We start from the raw sequence: 16,613 nt of genomic DNA on the forward strand, positions 1-16,613 counted from the left end.
ACAGCCGGACCGAACAGCGCTCAGCTCTTGCGGTCGAGCGAGACGCCGTAGAGCTCCATGCGGTGATCGACCAGGCGGAAGCCGAGCTTCTCCGCGATCTGCTTCTGGAGCTGCTCGAGCTCGGGATCGACGAACTCGATCACGCGGCCGGTCTCGACGTCGATCAGGTGATCGTGATGCGCCTCGGGCGAAGGCTCGTAGCGGGCGCGGCCGTCGCCGAAGTCGTGGCGGTCGAGGATGCCCGCCTCCTCGAACAGCCGCACGGTGCGGTAGACCGTCGCGATCGAGATGCCGGGATCGATCGCCGAGGCGCGCTCATAGACCTTCTCGACGTCGGGATGGTCCTCCGCCTCGGACAGGACGCGGGCGATCACCTTGCGTTGCTCGGTGATGCGCAGTCCCTTTTCGTGACAGAGAGCTTCGAGATCGATCTTGCGCGCCATGACAGCGATGTAATGCGAACGGGCGCGAGAAGGAAGGGCAACCGACTCGCAATAAGCTGTGGAGCAGATTCCGGCGCGGAGGGCGCAGATGAAAAAAAGGGAGCCGGCACGGCCGACTCCCTTCTCTATATCCGTACGAAGACGGCGCTCAGCGCGACTTGCGGCGCTTGGTGCCGAGGCCGATCTTCTTGGCGAGCGAACGGCGCTGCTCGGCATAGTTGGGGGCGACCATCGGATAGTCGGCCGGCAAGTTCCACTTGGCGCGATACTGTTCCGGGGTCATCTGATAGTGCGTCATCAGGTGTCGCTTCAGCATCTTGAGCTTCTTGCCGTCCTCGAGGCACACGATGTAGTCCGGCTTGATCGACGAACGGATCGAAACCGCCGGCTCCTGCTTGACCTCGGGAGCGGGAGCGGGGGTGCCGAGGCCCGAAAGCGCGCCATGGACGTTCTGAATCAGCAGCGGAAGATCGGAAACCGCGACGCTGTTGTTGCTGACGTGCGCAGCGACAATATCAGCGGTCAGCGTGACCAGCGTTTCCTGTAGATCGTTCGTATTGTCCATGGTCGTTTCCTTGGTCCCCGTATATGTATTGCACCAACAGCCCCTGCCGGGCGCCTTTCGGACGATTTGCGAGCGAACGCAAGCGCAATCGTTGCTTACTACGATTAGCCGACTCGGCTGACCGACAGTTCCCGCGCATAGGTATGCGCATCGAACGACTGGCCCGTAATGCCGCGATAATAATCGCGTCGCTCGCCGACCTTGGCGAAACCATTAGCACGATAGAGATTCACCGCATCATTGCCCGCGCGGACTTCGAGATGGAGCCGCGTCGCCGATCGCGCTTCGGCATCGGCGATCACGCTTCGGAGCAATGCCGCGCCGATGCCGTGGCCGCGCTTCGCCGGCCGCACCGCGAGCAGCAGCAGCTCGCCGTCGCCCGCGACCGCGCGGGCGAGCGCGAAGCCCGCCAACCGGCCCCGATCATAAGCGAGCGTCAGCCACACGCCCGCCAGGCTCAGCATTCCCAGGCACTGGTTGAGCGTCCACGCCTCGCCGAAACGCGGATCGAACGCGTCCGCCATCAGCGCCGACACCTCGGGCAGGTCGGTGGCGTCCCCCGCGCGCAGATCGATCAGCTTCGCGCTCATGGCTTGGCGACGGCATCCGGTGCGCGGCCATAGATCGGCCGAGGCGGCAGCGCGGCGAAGGTCGGCGGCAGCAATATGGCCTGCGCTGCATCGGGCAGCGCCTCGACAAGGTCGAGCGAGGAATCGAGCGCGGCGAGATGGCGCACGCCGTTGCCGACGGCGCGACGCCCGGCGAGCCTGGCGAGCGCCGCCTCCGGGCGCAGCGAGGCGAGCGCGTCGATTTCGGCGAGCGGATGGGTGAAACTCTGCATGAACACTTCACCGTGGCCGCCTTCGAGCACCACGGCAAGCTCGCCGAGGCCCGGGCGCGCCGCGAAACCGGCCGCGGCGACCAGCGCGAGCGACGAGAAACCCCGGACCTCGGCGCCCCAGCCGATGCCGAGCCCGATCGCTGCGGCCAGGCCGACGCGGATGCCGGTGAAGCTGCCGGGACCGCAATCGACGAGGATGCGCGCGGCACGACCCTCGCCCGGCAGCTCGGCGATCATCGGCACCAGCCGCTCGGCATGGCCGCGGCCGACCACCTCGTGACGCGCAGCGGCGACCGCACCGTCGACGATCAATGCGACCGAGCAGGCTGCGGTCGCGGTCTCGATGGCGAGGATCAGGTCAGAGGACGCGATTGAACTGCTCGAATTCAGGGCGGGGGAGGCGTTCGAAAATGGTGGAGGGGTCGCCATGTCCCAATGTTGCGATGAAGTTGGACCGGACGCTCGGCTGGTCCGCGAAAAAGGCTGCGTCAACCTTGGCGTTGTCGAAACCCGACATCGGCCCCGTATCGAAGCCCAGCGCGCGGGCGGCGATCAGCAGATAGGCGCCCTGCAGGGACGAGTTGCGGAAGGCATTGTTGAAGCGCATCTCGCCTTCGGGAAACCAGCTCTTGGCGTCGGGCGCGTGCGGGAAGAGCCAGGGCAGATTCTCCTGGAACTCCATGTCCATGCCGATGATCACCGTCGCCGGCGCCTTGCGGATCTTGGGGGCGTTGGCCTGGCTCGCGAGCTCGGCGAGCCTGTCCTTCCCTTCCTGGTTCAGCAGCCAGATGAAGCGCGCGGGATGCTGGTTGGCCGAGGTCGGGCCCAGCTTGAGCAGGTCGTAGATGCGGCGGATGTCCGCCTCGGTGACCGGCGCGTCGGTATAGCCGTTATAGGTGCGCGCGGTGCGGAAGATCGTGTCGAGCCCGGCATCGTCGAGCGGCTGTCCCATGAAATTCTCCCCCGCCCCAAAGATCAGACCGCGCGGACTTCGGTCACTTCGGGGACATAATATTTGAGAAGCTGCTCGATACCCTGCTTCAGCGTCGCCGTCGACGAGGGGCAGCCCGAGCAGGCACCCTGCATCTGGAGATAGACCTTGCCCTGGTCGAAGCCGCGGTAGACGATGTCGCCGCCGTCGTTGGCGACCGCAGGGCGCACGCGCGTGTCGATCAGCTCGCGGATCTGCGCGACGATGTCGGCGTCCTCCGGATTATCGGCGAACTCGGCGCCCTCGGGCGGCACCGTGATGCCGGCGGCCGAGCCGGGGCGGAACAACGGCATGTTGGCGGAGAAATGATCGAGCAGCACCGCCAGCACGTCGGGCTTGAGGTCGAGCCACTCGACGCCGGGCGCGGCGGTCACCGACACGAAGTCGCGGCCGAAGAACACGCCGGTCACGTCGCCGAGGTCGAACAGCGCCTCGGCGAGCGGCGAGGCGGCCGCCTCCTCGGGCGTCGCGAAGTCGCGGGTGCCGGCCTCCATCACCGTGCGGCCGGGCAGGAACTTGAGCGTCGCCGGGTTGGGCGTGGCTTCGGTCTCGATCAGCATGACGTGCATTTGGGCCCGCGTGGGCGCGCGATCAAGGAGCAAGGCCGAAACGTCAGGGGCACGGCGTCCGTTGGAAGCTGTCCGATTGAGTTTGGGGCGTCGTCATTCCCGCGAAGGCGGGAATCCATTCTGGCTGACCGCGGTGAATCTCATGACCTTCGGCGACAATGGATTCCTGCCTTCGCGGGAATGACGATTCGAATTGGCCTTCAGACATCCATCGCCTTCAGTGCCGCATTCCAGCTCAGGATATTCTCCCGCGCTTCCTGAACGAAGGCGGAGCGGCGCGCGACGTTGAGGAACAGGTCGGCGAACCATTTGCCGGGCTGGCGCAGCGGCCGCTCGAACTGGATGAGCAGAACGACGCGGGTGCCGCTGGTGTCGTTCCACACCTCATGGTCGTAGGTGTCGTCGAACACCAAGGTCTCCCCCTCCGCCCAGCGGACGATCCGCTCGTCGACGCGCATCCTGACGTCGCCGTCGTGCGGCACGATCAGGCCGAGGTGGCAGGTGATCAGCCCCTTGGTGACGCCGCGGTGCGCGGGAATGTGGGTGCCGGGCTCGAGGATCGAGAAGAAGGCACTGTTGAGCCCGGGAATCTTTTCGACCAGCGCGGCGGTCGCCGGGCATTGCGCGAGATTTTCCTCGATCGGATAGCCGTAGCCCCACAGGAAGAAGGACTTCCACATGTTGACCTCGGCGATCGCGCGGTGATCGGGCGAGATCGTCGCCAGGCTCGGCGCCACGCCGCCCTGGAGCGCGACCGCGACAGCCTCGTCGCGGATTGTTTGCCAATTGGCGCGCAGCTCCGCCGTCCAGGGGAAGTCCCGTACGTCGAGCACCGGATCGTTCGGCACCAGCGACGAGGAGGCGATCACCCGGTCGAACGGACCGCGCAACCTTTTGCCGAGCTGCACGATCAATGGCCGGCCGCGTGCCTTTTCCAGTCGGCGCGAGTCGGCAGGCGCACCCGAGACGGCGGTGATGTCGGGAATGCGCGAGGGCACGCGATCTCCGGTTCCCGCCCGGGCAGCGGGCTCCGACTCTTCAAGCTTTACGTTCATAATACTCGCCCACAACGGCTGAACTTGGCCGGATCGCAGGTCCCTGGCCCTCATTGGCGCAGCGATCTCGGCACAGGGGGGCGCTAGGCGCGACTTGGGTCAAAATCATGGCAGCGCGACGGCAGCCTCCCGGCCACCGCCAACCAGTCGCCTCACCGGTGCGGCAAGTGACGCTGGCGGGAGATGACGAAGCCAGCTAAATCGGCGGCGATGATTTGGTTCCCCCGCGTGCTCCGCCCGGCGCTCGTCGCGCTTCCCCTGCTCGCCGCCGCCATTGCCGCCCCGGCGCAGGAACATGCCCCGCTGCCGGCGCCGCAGACGCAGCCCGGCTGGCTCTACAAGGGCAGCGACATCCCGCCCGACCCCGAGTGGCGCTTCGGCGTGCTGCCCAACGGCCTGCGCTATGCCGTGCGGCGGAACGGGGTGCCGCCGGGGCAGGTCGCGATTCGCATCCGCATGGACGTGGGATCGCTGATGGAGCACGATGACGAGCTCGGCTACGCCCATTTCATCGAGCATCTCTCCTTCCGCGGCTCGGAGCATGTCGCGGACGGCGAGGCGATGCGGATCTGGCAGCGGATGGGCGCGACCTTCGGCGCCGACACCAACGCCAGCACCAGCTTCACCCAGACGGTCTACAAGATCGACCTGCCCTCGGCGACCGAGGCCAATCTCGACGAGAGCCTCAAGATCCTCGAGGACATGATGGACCGGCCCAGCCTGACCCAGGCGGTGCTCGATTCGGAGCGCCCGGTGGTGCTGGCCGAGGCGCGCGAGCAGCCGGGGCCGCAGATGCGGCTCGCCGACCTCACGCGCGAGACCTTCTTCGCCGGCCAATTGCTCGCTAAGCGCTCGCCGATCGGCAAGCCCGAGACGCTGACGGCGGCCACGCCGGCGAAGATGCGCGCCTTCCAGGAACGCTGGTATCGGCCGGAACGCGCGGTGGTGGTGATCTCCGGCGATATCGATCCGGTCACGTCCGAGCGGCTGATCCAGCGCCACTTCTCGTCCTGGCAGGGCGAGGGTCCGGCGACGCCGAGCCCCGATTTCGGCAAGCCCGCTCCAGGGGCCGATCCCGCCACGGCGAGCCTGGTCGAGCCGTCGCTGCCGCCGCTCTTGTCGATGGCCTATGTGCGGCCGTGGACGATCGGCGACGACACCATCATCTTCAACCAGAAGCGCATGGTCGACATGATCGCGACCCGCATCGTCAACCGCCGCCTCGAATCGCGCGCGCGCGGCGGCGGCAGCTTCATCCAGGCGAGCACCGACCTGCAGGACGTGTCGCGTTCGGCAAACATCACCTTCGTCAACATCCTGCCGCTCGGCAACGACTGGAAGGCCGCGCTCGGCGACGTGCGCCAGACCATCGCCGACGCGATCGCCGCGCCGCCGACCCAGGCCGAAATCGATCGCGAGGTGGGCGAGATCGACGCCAACATGCGCGCCCAGGTGGCGAGCGCGAAGGTCGAGGCCGGCGCCAAGAAGGCCGACGACATGGTCGAAGCGGTCGACATCCATGAGACCACCACGACCATGGCGACGAGCTACGCGATCTTCCAGGATGCGGTGAAGAAGAAGTTCTTCACCCCCGCCGCGGTGCAGGCCTCTGCGAAGGCGGTGTTCTCCGGCACCGCGCTGCGGGCGGTGATCAACAGCCCCACCCCCGGTGAGGACGCTGCCGCCGAGCTCGCGGCGGCGCTCAAGACCGACGTCAAGGGCGCCGCCGAGGCCGCGGCCCGCCTGTCCAAGGTCAGCTTCGACAAGCTGCCGAAATTCGGGCCGAAGGGGAAGGTCGTCAGCCGCACCGTCGCGCTCGCCGATCCCAAGATGGAGCGGATCGAGTTCGCCAACGGCGTGACCATGCTGCTGTTCGAGAACCCCTCGGAGGTGAGCCGCGTCTACGTCCGCGTGCGCTTCGGCCGCGGCCTGACCGCGCTGCCCTCCGACCGGCCGACGCCGGCCTTCGCCGCCGACCTCGCGCTGATGCCGAGCGGGATCGGCAAGATGGGGCAGGAGGAGATCGACCGGCTCACCGGCGGCCGCCGGATCGGCTACGACTTCGCGACCGACGATGACGCCTTCGTGGTCGGCGCGACCACCTCGGCCGAGGACCTGCCCGACCAACTCCGGCTGTTCGCCGCCAAGCTGCAGTCGCCGGGCTGGGACCCCAAGCCGGTGGCACGGGCGCGGGCGGCGCTGCTGGCGAGCTATGCCGCGCTCGGCGCATCGCCCGACGGCGTGCTCGCGCGCGATCTCGACGGGCTGCTCCATGCTGGCGACCCGCGCTGGGGCACGCCCTCGCGCGAGGAGATCGACCAGCTCACCCCCGAGAGCTTCCGCGCCTTGTGGGCGCCGCTGCTCGCCGAAGGGCCGATCGAGGTGCAGGTGTTCGGCGACGTCAAGGCCGATGCCGCGATCGACGCGATGGCGAGGAGCTTCGGCGCGCTCAAGCCGCGCAAGCCCGCCCCGGCGGTGGCGCCTGCGGCCAAGTTCCCGGCGCATGTCGCCAATCCGGTGGTACGCACCCATGGCGGGCGCGACACCCAGGCGGCGGCGGTGATCGCCTGGCCGACCGGCGGCGGGATCGAAGGCGTCGGCGAGGGCCGGCGGCTCGACGTGCTGGCCGCGGTGTTCCGCGACCGGTTGCTCAACCAGCTGCGCATGAAGGCGGGGATGAGCTACACCCCCAACGTCGATTCGCAATGGCCGGTCGGGATGCCGGGCGGCGGGCGCGTCATGGCGATGGGCATGGTGCCGCCCGACAAGACCGGCTTCTTCTTCGAGCTCGCCCGCGGCATCGCCGCGGACCTGGCGGCGAAGCCGGTCGACGCCGACGAGCTGAAGCGCGCGCTGCTGCCGATCGCGCAGCAGATGATGCGCTTTTCGACCGGCAACATGTTCTGGCTCGAGCAGACCGAGGGCGGCACGCTCGACCCGCGCCGGCTGAAGGCGGTCGATACGCTCGCCAGCGACCTGGCGGGCACCACACCGCAGGAGATCCAGGCGCTTGCGGCCAAATATCTGCGCCCCGACAAGGATTGGACGTTGGTGGTGCTGCCCGAAGGCTCGCCTCAGGCGGCCGCGGCGATGGCAGCGAGCAAGAGCGCGGGCGGGCAGTAAGCGGCGGGCGGGGTTCAGCCCCGCCGCCGATCGCGCTAAGCTCCCGGCCAGGCCGCGCGTGACTGGCGATTCGGATGGAGCACCATCGGGAAGCGCGCGGCGCCGGACGCCGCTCGCCTGGGCACCCCTTTGCCATGAGGAGGACTGCCATGCCCGAGCCGATCACCCCAGATCCGGTGACCATCGCCTTCCTGCTGTTTCCGCGCGTCACCCAGCTCGACCTGACCGGCCCGGCACAGGTGCTCTCGCGGCTCGGCGGTGCCCGCATCGCGCTGGTCGCGAAGACGCGCGATCCGGTGCCGACCGATGCCGGCTTCGCGCTGCTGCCGACCGCCACCTTCGACGAGGTGCCGGCGGCGGATATCCTGTGCGTCCCCGGCGGCTTCGGCACGGTCGCGGCGATGGAGGACGAAGCGACGCTCGCCTGGCTGCGGCAGGTCGGCCGGCGCGACCTGGGTCACCAGCGTCTGCACCGGATCGCTGCTGCTCGGCGCGGCAGGGCTGCTCCGCGGCTATCGCGCCGCCTGCCATTGGGCCTCGCGCGACCAGCTCGCCTGGTTCGGCGCCGAGCCGGTGGCGGAACGGGTGGTGTTCGACCGCAACCGCGTGACCGGCGGCGGAGTCACGGCGGGAATCGACTTCGCCCTCGCCCTGACCGCCGCGATCCGCGGCGAGGACCACGCCCGCTTCGTCCAGCTCAGCCTCGAATATGACCCCGCCCCGCCGTTCGACAGCGGCTCGCCCGAACGCGCCGCGCCGGAGACGCTGGCGCGCTATCATGCGATGGTGGAGGCCCATGCCCCCGGCCGGGCCGAGAAGGTGAAGGCGATCGCAGAACGAATGACGTCATGAGCTTCGTCCCCGCCCATCCGCCGCGCGCCGATCGGCTGCGGCCCGCCTGGACCGCCTTCTTCGGCGAGCGATCGCGCAACGCCGTCGCGGGCTGGACGCATCGCGCATTCGAGGACTGGACGATCACTCGTCGGCTGATGGGTCTGACGATCCATTTCCCGCGCCATCCCGATGCGGTCGAGCGCGTGCTGCTCGGCAATGCCGCCAATTATGTGAAGCCGCGCGTGGTCAAGCGGCTGATCGCGCCGATCATCGGCGAGGGGCTGCTCACCGCCGACGGCGAGCTGTGGCGCCAGCAGCGGCGGATGGTGGCGCCGAGCTTCGCGCCGGGGGCGGTGGCGGCGCTCACCCCGCTGATCGCGGAGGCTGCCGAGCGGCGCATGGCGGAATGGCCCGCGCGCGGCACGATCGACATTGCCGCCGCCGCGACCGAGGCGACGATGACGATCATCGCCGAGGCGCTGTTCTCCGGCGATCGCCGGCTGGTGACGCCGGCGGCGAGCCGCCACATTACGGCCGCGCTCGAGGCGGCCGGTGCGGTGCGCATGTCGGCGATCCTCGGCCTGCCGGCGATCGGCTTCTCCTCCAGGATCCGCGCGGGCCATGCCGGACGTCGCTTCCTGCGCACCACGCTTACCGCGATCGTGCGCGAGCGCGGGCCCGAAGGCGGCGACGATTTCCTGGGTGGCATCATCCGGGCGCTGCACGAGCGCTTCCCGCCGGTCCAGGCGACCCAGCTCGCGATCGACAATGCCGCGACCTTCTACCTCGCCGGGCACGAGACCACCGCCAATGCGCTGGCATGGAGCATGTACCTGATCGCTAACGTGCCGGAGGTGCAGGACCGCGCGCGGATGGAAGCGATGGCGGCGCTGGCTGGCGACGTCGCGACGCTACCGGAGCGGTTGCCCTATCTGCGCCGCATCCTCGACGAGGCGCTGCGGCTCTATCCGCCGGCGCCGCGCTTCGACCGCGAGGCGGCGGACGATGACCGACTTGGCGAGCTGGTCGTGCGCAAGGGCGACATCGTCTCGATCTGGCCGTGGCTGATCCACCGGCACCGGCGGCTGTGGGACGATCCCGACGCCTTCGATCCCGACCGCTTCGCGCCGGGCCGCGAGGCGGAGCGCCATCGCTTCCAATACATCCCGTTCGGCGGCGGCCCGCGGACCTGCGTCGGCATGCGCTTCGCGATCACCGAGGCGCTGGTGATCCTCGCCCATTGGCTGGCGGCGCGCCGCTATGCCCCGATCCCGGGCCGGCCGGTCGAGCCGCTGGGCACGGTGACGCTGCGGCCGCAGGGCGGGCTGTGGCTCGACGTCAGCCCTTGCTAGAGCGGCGGATGCTGCGGACGCGGTGCCAGATGTAGCCGCCGACCACCACCACCAGCACCACGCCGATCACCGCATCGGCCGAATGGAAAGCTTCCTTGAGCCGCGGATCGGTGTGCCACGCCTCGCCGAGCTTCATCCCCACCCAGGTCAGCGCGAAGCAGAAGGGCCAGCTGCCGGCGAAGGTGTAGAGGTGGAACGGGATGAGCGGCATCCGTGCGACGCCGGCGGGAAAGGCGATGAAGGTGCGGATCACCGGCAGGAGGCGACCAACGAACACTGCCGAGCGGCCCCAGCGCAGGAAGAAGCGGTCGGCGGCGTCGAGCTCGTCGGGACCGATCAGCAGATATTTGCCCCAGCGCTCGATCACCGGCCGGCCGCCGCGCTTGCCGATCTCGTAGGCGATCACCGAGCCGAGGTTGCAGCCGAGCGCGCCGGCGGTGGCGGCGGCGAACAGGTTCATCTTGCCGAGTGAGACGAGATAGCCCGCGAAGGGCATCACCAGCTCCGAGGGCAGGGGCACGCAGGCGCTCTCGATCGCCATCAGGATGAGGACGCCGAGATAGCCGGTCGCTTCGATGACCGCGATGACGATGCCGGCGAGCCAGCCGAGGATCTGTTCCACCATGCGCGGCTTGGTGGCCGAAGCCGCGCCGCTTGCCTAGTCCCCCGACGCGCCGTCCGGCCGCTATTTCAGCCGCGCCGCCGCCAGCCTGATGTCCTCGACGAAGCGGCCGAACTCGTCCTCCGCCTGTGCGCGATCGCGGATGCGGAGCAGGAAGCTGGGGTGGATCGTCACCCAACCCTCGCTGCCGTCGGCGAGCGGAACCGGCGCGCCGCGCGCCTTGGTGATCGTCACCGCCTTGCCGATCATCGATCGCGCCGCGGTGGCGCCGAGCGCGACCGTCATCTCGGGCTTCACCAGCGCCGATTCGCGCTCGATCCACCAGCGGCAGGCGGTGATCTCGCCAGCGTTGGGCTTGGAATGGATGCGGCGCTTGCCGCGGCGCTCGAACTTGAAATGCTTGACCGCGTTGGTGACGTAGACCCGGTCGCGCTCGACCCCGGCGCTGGCGAGCGCGCGGTCGAATACCTGGCCGGCCGGGCCGACGAACGGCCGACCGGCGAGGTCCTCCTGATCGCCGGGCTGCTCGCCGACGAACATCAGCCGCGCGTCGAGCGGGCCTTCGCCGAACACGGTCTGAGTCGCATCCTTGTAGAGGTCGCAGCGCGTGCAGCCGGAGGCTTCTTCGCGCAGCGCCGTCCAGGCCGCGGCGATGTTGCCGCCGACGCTCATTCGCGCTCGTCGCTTCCCGGCAGGTTATCCTTGGCCAGCTCGAGCTCCTCAGGCTTGCGCTCCTCATAGGTTTTGGCGAGCTCATATTCGGTCGGATCGTCGAACCGCTTGGCGGCCGCCGGAAACATCTCCTCCTCTTCCTCGTCGATGTGATGCTCGTAGCGGCGGCGCATGTGGAAGAACTTCTCCGTCCATTCGTCGGAGGCGAAGTCGAGCTCCATCATCTCGCCCAGGACGTCGTCGATCTCCTTGTGCTCGGCGATCGAATGGCGGGCGTCCTCGCGCAGCTTCGGATCGGCGAGCATTTCCGCATAGAGCGATTCCTCCTCGGCGGCGGCATGGCTCTGGAGCTCGAGGCGGAATTCCTCGAACAGTGTCTTGCGTTTCTTGGTATCACCCTGGAGCTCGCCCAGCGCCTTCAGCATCTTGCGCTGCTTGTCATGGTCCGCCTTCAGGTCGCGGAAGATCTTGGCTTCGGCCATCATGCCTCTCCTCCCGGCGCCAACCGGCGAGAAGCCCGGTGGGTTTCAGTTGCGATTCGTTTGCAAGCTGGAACAGTTGCGGGCCGGCACCGATCTCACCGAAGGTCAGCTCCGGTCGCTGCCGAAGCTCAACCGCCGCGTCACTTCGGGATCGAGCACCGCCATCACGAACCAAGCGGCGAACTGCCTGGTCCGCGTCCACCAGCCGGTGCGCGCGCTGTGGAGCTCCGGCGTGATCCGCTCCGAATCCGCCACCTCGCCGTCGACATAGGCGCGGACATGCGCGGCGAAGGCGGGGTCGTCGATCCGGAGCATCAGCTCCAGGTTCAGGAAGAGGCTGCGCATGTCGAAATTGGCCGAGCCGATGTGGACGATGTCGTCGATCACGAACAGCTTGGTATGGAGCTTGGTCGGCTGGTACTCATAGATCTCGACGCCCTTCCTGAGCAGGCCGGCATAGGTGAAGCGCGCGGCCCAGATCGCGGCCGGGTGGTCGTTCTTGGCCGGCAGCACCACGCGCACGCGGCCACGTTGGCTCGCCCTGTCGAGCCGGCGCAGCATCGCCGGGCTGGGCGCGAAATAGGCGGCGATGATATCGACCCGACGCGCGGCGTTGATGTCGTTCTTGACGACGCGCGCCCAGGGCGAGAGCCGCCGCGTCGGCCCGCCGAGCAGCCAGCGCGCGCGACCGGCCGGCTCGCTCCAGGTCGAGAGCATGCGGCGGAGCGCGCGGAGCGAGGATTTCGGCCGGCGCGCCCAGCGCGAGAGGGCGTCGTAATAGCCGACGAGCCGCTGCGCCGCGGGACCGTCTACGACGAGGCCGAGATCGCGCCATGCCTGCTCGGCCGGCGTGCCGAAATAGCTGTCCTGGACGTTGAAGCCGCCGATGATCGCGATCCTCTCGTCGGCGATGGCGAGCTTCTGGTGGTTGCGCAGCAGGTAGCGCCGGCCGAGCCGCGGCACGAAGCGGCACACGTCCACTCCCGCCGCGACCAGCGGGGCGAAGAAATGGCGCTGTGCGGCATGTTCGCTGCCGAGCCCGTCGACGGTGAGCGACACCTTCACCCCGCGCCCGACGGCGCGGATCAGCGCGTTGCGAACGGCCGCGCCGGCGGCATCGTCGACATAGATGTAGAAGAGCAGCCGCACGCTCTCGCGCGCGCCGTCGATCAGTGCGATCAGCGCCTCCAGCCGGCCAGGGCCCGTGTCGAGCAGCGTCAGGCGATTGCCTTCGACCTCGAACGTCGGCTGGATCAAAGGCGCGGCCACGCCGCCGATTTGGGGCAGCGGGCGGCGCTCGGCAAGCCGTTTTCCTTGACTCCCGCGGCCCTACTCCCTAGGTGCAGCGCCTTTCCCGAACACCGTTTGCCCAAGGAAGTGCTGGATGGCGCGCGTCACCGTCGAGGATTGCGTCGACAAGATCCCGAACCGTTTCGACCTGGTACTGCTGGCTGCGCAGCGGGCGCGCCAGATCTCCGGCGGCGCCGAGCTGACGCTCGACCGCGACCGCGACAAGAACCCGGTCGTCGCGCTGCGCGAGATTGCCGAGCAGTCGGTCACCCCGAACCAGCTTGAGGAAGCGCTCGTCTCGAGCATGCAGAAGGTGCAGATCGACGACGAGGAAGCGCCCGACGAGATCGGCAGCCTCGCCGCGTCGGCCGAGGCACTGCGCCTCACCGCGGCCGCGCCGCCGCGCAACCAGAACGTCGGCGGGGATTACGACGGGTAAGCACGAGGCCCGAGCTAACGCGCGAGCGTTGGCGAGGGTCAAGCCGAGTGCCGGCCGGCGGGCATGAGCCCGACCGACGGCGCGGCTTCGCCGCGACGGCTTAGTTCGCCGCGACGGCTTAGGGAACGAAATGTAGAAAGGCCGGGGCATCGCTCCGGCCTTTTTCGTATCCGCATGACCGACTAGCGTGCGGCGAAAGCGAGGGAGGAGAGACGATGCGGCGAATGGTTCTGGCGCTGTTGGCGCTGTTGGCGCTGGTGGCATGGCTGGCGCCCGCGACGGCCGAGGCGCGCGAGACCGGCTTTCTCGATCGCGCGGTGACGGTGGCGGGGGTACGCCATGTCTACCAGGTCTATGTGCCGCGCAGCTATCGCCCGGGCGAGAAGCTGCCGATCATCCTCGCGCTGCACGGCGCCGGCGAGCGCGGCGGCGACGGGCTGCTCCAGACCGACGTCGGATTGGGCCATGCCATCCGCAAGCATGTCGAGCGCTGGCCGGCGATCGTGGTGTTCCCGCAGGTGCCGAAGGACCGGCTGTGGCAGAACAGCAAGGATATCGCCCTGGCCGCGCTGGCGGCGGCCGAGCGCGAGTTCCGCACCGATCGCGACCGCGTCTATGTCGCGGGGCTGTCGATGGGCGGCAACGGCACCTGGGCGCTCGCCTATGACGATCCCGACCGTTTCGCCGCGATCGTGGTGGTGTGCGGCTTCGTCAAGCCGATCACGCTGCGCCCCTACCAGCCGCTCGTCCCCGCCTCCGAGCCCGATCCCTATGCCGCGATGGCCAGGCGGATCGCGCGGCTGCCGGTGTGGATCATCCATGGCGGTGCCGACACGGTCGTCCCGGTCGAGGATTCGCGGCAGATGGCGGCGGCGGTCAAGGCGGCGGGTGCCGCGGTCCACTATAAGGAGCTGCCCGGCGTCGACCACAACAGCTGGGATCCCGGGTTCGACGACCCCAAGCTCCCCGCCTGGCTGTTCGCGCAGCGGCGCGGCTCGACGGCGGCCTCCGGCAAGTAAAAAAAGGCCGGCGGAATGACCCGCCGGCCCAGTCGTCCGCAGGAGGAACCTCGTCAATAGTTGTAGGCGCGCTCGCCGTGCTCCCCGAGATCGAGGCCTTCGCGCTCGACTTCCGGGGCGACGCGCAGACCGGTCAGGGCCTTGGCGGCATAGGTGGCGATCACGGTGCCGATCGCGGCCCAGACGATGGTGGTCGCCACCGCCGCGAGCTGGGTGACGATCTGGCCGCCGATCGCGAAATCGGGCTTGCCGGGGCCGCCGAGCGACGGCGCATAGACGATCGCCGTGCCGACCGCGCCGATCATGCCGCCGATGCCGTGGATGCCGAACGCGTCGAGCGCGTCGTCGTAGCCGAGCTTCGGCTTCAGCACCGACACCGCATAGAAGCAGATCACCGAGGCGACCGCGCCCAGCACGATCGCGCCGAACGGACCCGAGTTGCCCGCCGCCGGCGTCACCGCGACCAGCCCGGCGATGATGCCCGAGCAGAAGCCGAGCGCCGAGCCCTTGTGGCCGTTGACGCGCTCCGCCAGCATCCAGAACAGGCCGGCCGAGGCGGTGGCGACGAAGGTGTTGATCATCGCGAGTCCTGCCGAGCCATTCGCCTCCAGCGCCGAGCCGGCGTTGAAGCCGAACCAGCCCACCCAAAGCAGGCCGGTGCCGACGCCGGTCAGCGTCAGCGAGTGCGGCACGATCCGCTCGGTCGGATAGCCGATGCGCTTGCCGAGGATCAGCGAGGCGACCAGCGCCGAGACGCCGGCGTTGATGTGCACCACCGTGCCGCCCGCGAAGTCGAGCGCGCCCATCTTGAAGAACAGGCCCCCCGACGCCCACACCATGTGCGCCACGGGGAAATAGACGATCGTCAGCCAGACGGCGGCGAACACCATCACCGCCGAGAACTTCATGCGCTCGACGACCGATCCCAGCACCAGCGCGATGGTGATCGCGGCGAAGGTCATCTGGAAGCAGATGAAGACATATTCGGGGATGGCGACGCCGGCGGTGAAGGTCGCCGCGGTCGAATCGGGCGTGATGCCGGCGAGAAACGCCTTGCCGAAACCGGAGATGAAGTCGTTGCCGCCATCGCCGAAGGCCATGGTGTAGCCCCACATCACCCAGATCAGCATGGCGAGGCAGGCGACCGCGCCGATCTGCGTCATCGTCGACAGCATGTTCTTGGCACGGGTGAGGCCGCCGTAGAACAACGCCAGGCCCGGCAGGATCATCATCAGGACGAGGACGGTCGAGGTCATCATCCAGGCGGTGTCGCCCTTGTTCACCGTCGGTGCGGCCGGCGCGGCGGCGAAGGCCGGATGCGCCAGCACGGCGCCGACGCCCAGGGCCGCGGCAAACTTCAACATCTGCTTCATCGTTCCCCCCTTCATCTCAGAGCGCCGTCTCATCGGTCTCGCCGGTGCGGATGCGCACGGCCTGACCGACATCGAGCACGAAGATCTTGCCGTCGCCGATCGCGCCGGTGTTGGCCGAGGCTTGGATCGCCTCCACCACCTTGGGCGCGAGGTCGGCGGCGCAGACCACCTCGATCTTGAGCTTCGGCACCATGTTCGTGCTGTATTCCGCCCCGCGGTAGATCTCGGTCTGGCCCTTCTGGCGGCCGAACCCCTTGACCTCGGTAACGGTCATGCCCGCGACGCCGGCCTCGGTGAGAGCTTCCCGGACCTCGTCGAGCTTGAATGGCTTGATGATCGCGATGACCAATTTCATTGGCACCCCCTTGCGCAGTCGCAAGGAAATGCCTCGCAAGGGGCGTGCCAGAGCAATTTCGGGGCAGGAAAACGGTTACAGGGGATCGAAAATTGTCAACGCGCGGTAAATTTTTGTGCAGGCGCGAAGGAGCTGCCTAAGAATCGGGCAGTTGGAGCGGATTGCGGGAAGCGATCCGGCGTCTGTCACTCCCGGCCTTGGGCTGGAGTCCACTGCGGCTCAAGCCTCGGCGTTCGCCGGTCATGAATACCGGAACGCATCCGGCACGATTTCCGTTTTCGAGCGACGATCATCGACCTTGCCGGGGTAATGCCAAGCCAGGTCGAACTCATGAATGGAGCGAGCATTCGACCCTGTCGTCGGGCTGGAGCGGCCGAATTGGTGGAGAACTGCCGTCCGCCAGCTGGGAAAACTCTTGATAACCCACTCTGCGCGATTATCGTTCGTCGCCTAAAAGGCCAACTGAAAGATTCCGCATGCGCTACAAAATTATCGCAGCGATCTCCATTTCCTTGTCATTCATAACGCTAATTTGGTTGGCGATGATAGTCATCAAGTTGTGGCTGCTATCGCACTCCTTGATGGGCC

17 protein-coding genes, 2 pseudogenes and 1 riboswitch are annotated in these 16,613 nt (G+C 68.2%); of the genes and pseudogenes, 6 read left to right on the forward strand and 13 right to left on the reverse strand.

Going from position 1 to position 16,613, the window contains the following annotated elements; translation table 11 throughout:
* Positions 1-20: 20 nt before the first annotated feature.
* From AC2YHA_RS18205 to AC2YHA_RS18235, 7 genes are all read right to left on the reverse strand, one after another.
* Positions 21-443, reverse strand: a complete 423-nt coding sequence (locus tag AC2YHA_RS18205; protein ID WP_233784814.1) for a Fur family transcriptional regulator — start codon at positions 441-443, stop codon at positions 21-23.
* A 148-nt stretch (positions 444-591) separates the two neighbouring features.
* The gene (locus tag AC2YHA_RS18210) at positions 592-1,008 is read right to left on the reverse strand and encodes a Ros/MucR family transcriptional regulator (protein ID WP_233784815.1); all 417 of its coding nucleotides are present in this window, start codon (positions 1,006-1,008) and stop codon (positions 592-594) included.
* A gap of 104 nt (positions 1,009-1,112) precedes the next feature.
* Positions 1,113-1,598: a GNAT family N-acetyltransferase gene (locus AC2YHA_RS18215; protein WP_233784816.1), complete on the reverse strand. Its 486-nt coding sequence runs from the start codon at positions 1,596-1,598 to the stop codon at positions 1,113-1,115.
* Positions 1,595-2,221, reverse strand: coding sequence for a tRNA (adenosine(37)-N6)-threonylcarbamoyltransferase complex dimerization subunit type 1 TsaB (gene tsaB, locus AC2YHA_RS18220; protein ID WP_487402819.1), 627 nt, complete (start codon positions 2,219-2,221; stop codon positions 1,595-1,597). Before tsaB ends, AC2YHA_RS18215 begins: the two co-directional genes overlap by 4 nt.
* Entirely contained in the window at positions 2,208-2,801 is a 594-nt protein-coding gene (locus AC2YHA_RS18225) for a malonic semialdehyde reductase (RefSeq protein WP_487402753.1), read from the reverse strand. Before AC2YHA_RS18225 ends, tsaB begins: the two co-directional genes overlap by 14 nt.
* A gap of 23 nt (positions 2,802-2,824) precedes the next feature.
* Positions 2,825-3,400, reverse strand: a complete 576-nt coding sequence (locus AC2YHA_RS18230) for a NifU family protein (protein WP_233786486.1) — start codon at positions 3,398-3,400, stop codon at positions 2,825-2,827.
* 209 nt (positions 3,401-3,609) lie between these two features.
* The gene (locus AC2YHA_RS18235) at positions 3,610-4,407 is read right to left on the reverse strand and encodes an aspartyl/asparaginyl beta-hydroxylase domain-containing protein (RefSeq protein ID WP_487402754.1); all 798 of its coding nucleotides are present in this window, start codon (positions 4,405-4,407) and stop codon (positions 3,610-3,612) included.
* A gap of 267 nt (positions 4,408-4,674) precedes the next feature.
* Here AC2YHA_RS18235 and AC2YHA_RS18240 point away from each other — a divergent pair, with 267 nt between their 5' ends.
* The 4 genes and pseudogenes from AC2YHA_RS18240 (at position 4,675) to AC2YHA_RS18255 (ending at position 9,773) form a co-directional block, all read left to right on the forward strand.
* Complete coding sequence (locus AC2YHA_RS18240; RefSeq protein WP_487402755.1) at positions 4,675-7,587, forward strand: M16 family metallopeptidase; 2,913 nt, start codon at positions 4,675-4,677, stop codon at positions 7,585-7,587.
* Positions 7,588-7,635: 48 nt separating this feature from the next.
* A riboswitch (ZMP/ZTP riboswitch) is annotated at positions 7,636-7,717 on the forward strand.
* Between the two features lie 19 nt (positions 7,718-7,736).
* Positions 7,737-7,970, forward strand: a pseudogene (locus AC2YHA_RS18245) (DJ-1/PfpI family protein); the annotation flags it as partial.
* A complete protein-coding gene (locus AC2YHA_RS18250; RefSeq protein ID WP_487402756.1) occupies positions 7,894-8,439 on the forward strand; it encodes a DJ-1/PfpI family protein in 546 nt (181 codons plus the stop codon). The pseudogene AC2YHA_RS18245 and the gene AC2YHA_RS18250, both read left to right, overlap by 77 nt.
* Positions 8,436-9,773 (forward strand): cytochrome P450, encoded by a 1,338-nt coding sequence (locus AC2YHA_RS18255; protein ID WP_487402757.1) that lies wholly within the window; start codon positions 8,436-8,438, stop codon positions 9,771-9,773. The genes AC2YHA_RS18250 and AC2YHA_RS18255 overlap by 4 nt, the downstream gene beginning before the upstream one ends.
* On the opposite strand, the gene AC2YHA_RS18260 is transcribed toward AC2YHA_RS18255, so the two are convergent.
* The 4 genes and pseudogenes from AC2YHA_RS18260 to AC2YHA_RS18275 all read right to left on the reverse strand — a co-directional run bounded on the left by AC2YHA_RS18260 (position 9,760) and on the right by AC2YHA_RS18275 (position 12,818).
* Positions 9,760-10,398, reverse strand: coding sequence for a DedA family protein (locus AC2YHA_RS18260; RefSeq protein WP_233784821.1), 639 nt, complete (start codon positions 10,396-10,398; stop codon positions 9,760-9,762). The two genes, AC2YHA_RS18255 and AC2YHA_RS18260, sit on opposite strands and share 14 nt — an antisense overlap.
* Before the next feature lie 60 nt (positions 10,399-10,458).
* Positions 10,459-11,076, reverse strand: a pseudogene (locus AC2YHA_RS18265) (UdgX family uracil-DNA binding protein); the annotation flags it as partial.
* A complete protein-coding gene (locus tag AC2YHA_RS18270) occupies positions 11,064-11,549 on the reverse strand; it encodes a hemerythrin domain-containing protein (RefSeq protein WP_487402758.1) in 486 nt (161 codons plus the stop codon). The gene AC2YHA_RS18270 and the pseudogene AC2YHA_RS18265, both read right to left, overlap by 13 nt.
* A 105-nt stretch (positions 11,550-11,654) precedes the next feature.
* Positions 11,655-12,818, reverse strand: coding sequence for a phospholipase D-like domain-containing protein (locus AC2YHA_RS18275; protein WP_487402759.1), 1,164 nt, complete (start codon positions 12,816-12,818; stop codon positions 11,655-11,657).
* A 115-nt stretch (positions 12,819-12,933) separates the two neighbouring features.
* Here AC2YHA_RS18275 and rpoZ point away from each other — a divergent pair, with 115 nt between their 5' ends.
* Together rpoZ and AC2YHA_RS18285 are read left to right on the forward strand one after the other, a co-directional pair.
* Complete coding sequence (gene rpoZ / locus AC2YHA_RS18280) at positions 12,934-13,278, forward strand: DNA-directed RNA polymerase subunit omega (protein WP_233784824.1); 345 nt, start codon at positions 12,934-12,936, stop codon at positions 13,276-13,278.
* Between the two features lie 215 nt (positions 13,279-13,493).
* Positions 13,494-14,297, forward strand: coding sequence for a carboxylesterase family protein (locus AC2YHA_RS18285; RefSeq protein WP_487402760.1), 804 nt, complete (start codon positions 13,494-13,496; stop codon positions 14,295-14,297).
* A gap of 53 nt (positions 14,298-14,350) precedes the next feature.
* Here the strand turns inward: AC2YHA_RS18285 and AC2YHA_RS18290 are convergent, their stop codons facing one another.
* Positions 14,351-15,661 (reverse strand): ammonium transporter, encoded by a 1,311-nt coding sequence (locus tag AC2YHA_RS18290; RefSeq protein ID WP_487402820.1) that lies wholly within the window; start codon positions 15,659-15,661, stop codon positions 14,351-14,353.
* 25 nt (positions 15,662-15,686) lie between these two features.
* Positions 15,687-16,025, reverse strand: coding sequence for a P-II family nitrogen regulator (locus AC2YHA_RS18295; protein ID WP_233784826.1), 339 nt, complete (start codon positions 16,023-16,025; stop codon positions 15,687-15,689).
* Between the last annotated feature and the right edge of the window lie 588 nt (positions 16,026-16,613).

This window comes from Sphingomonas sp. SRI_018 (genome assembly GCF_057586275.1).

Coding starts and splice junctions, on each gene's coding strand:
- AC2YHA_RS18205 (WP_233784814.1), bottom strand. CDS start 443: ATGGCGCGCAAGATCGATCTCGAAGCTCTCTGTCACGAAAAGGGACTG.
- AC2YHA_RS18210 (WP_233784815.1), bottom strand. CDS start 1,008: ATGGACAATACGAACGATCTACAGGAAACGCTGGTCACGCTGACCGCT.
- AC2YHA_RS18215 (WP_233784816.1), bottom strand. CDS start 1,598: ATGAGCGCGAAGCTGATCGATCTGCGCGCGGGGGACGCCACCGACCTG.
- AC2YHA_RS18225 (WP_487402753.1), bottom strand. CDS start 2,801: ATGGGACAGCCGCTCGACGATGCCGGGCTCGACACGATCTTCCGCACC.
- AC2YHA_RS18230 (WP_233786486.1), bottom strand. CDS start 3,400: ATGCTGATCGAGACCGAAGCCACGCCCAACCCGGCGACGCTCAAGTTC.
- AC2YHA_RS18240 (WP_487402755.1), top strand. CDS start 4,675: ATGATTTGGTTCCCCCGCGTGCTCCGCCCGGCGCTCGTCGCGCTTCCC.
- AC2YHA_RS18250 (WP_487402756.1), top strand. CDS start 7,894: ATGCCGGCTTCGCGCTGCTGCCGACCGCCACCTTCGACGAGGTGCCGG.
- AC2YHA_RS18255 (WP_487402757.1), top strand. CDS start 8,436: ATGAGCTTCGTCCCCGCCCATCCGCCGCGCGCCGATCGGCTGCGGCCC.
- AC2YHA_RS18260 (WP_233784821.1), bottom strand. CDS start 10,398: ATGGTGGAACAGATCCTCGGCTGGCTCGCCGGCATCGTCATCGCGGTC.
- AC2YHA_RS18270 (WP_487402758.1), bottom strand. CDS start 11,549: ATGGCCGAAGCCAAGATCTTCCGCGACCTGAAGGCGGACCATGACAAG.
- rpoZ (WP_233784824.1), top strand. CDS start 12,934: ATGGCGCGCGTCACCGTCGAGGATTGCGTCGACAAGATCCCGAACCGT.
- AC2YHA_RS18285 (WP_487402760.1), top strand. CDS start 13,494: ATGCGGCGAATGGTTCTGGCGCTGTTGGCGCTGTTGGCGCTGGTGGCA.
- AC2YHA_RS18290 (WP_487402820.1), bottom strand. CDS start 15,661: ATGTTGAAGTTTGCCGCGGCCCTGGGCGTCGGCGCCGTGCTGGCGCAT.
- AC2YHA_RS18295 (WP_233784826.1), bottom strand. CDS start 16,025: ATGAAATTGGTCATCGCGATCATCAAGCCATTCAAGCTCGACGAGGTC.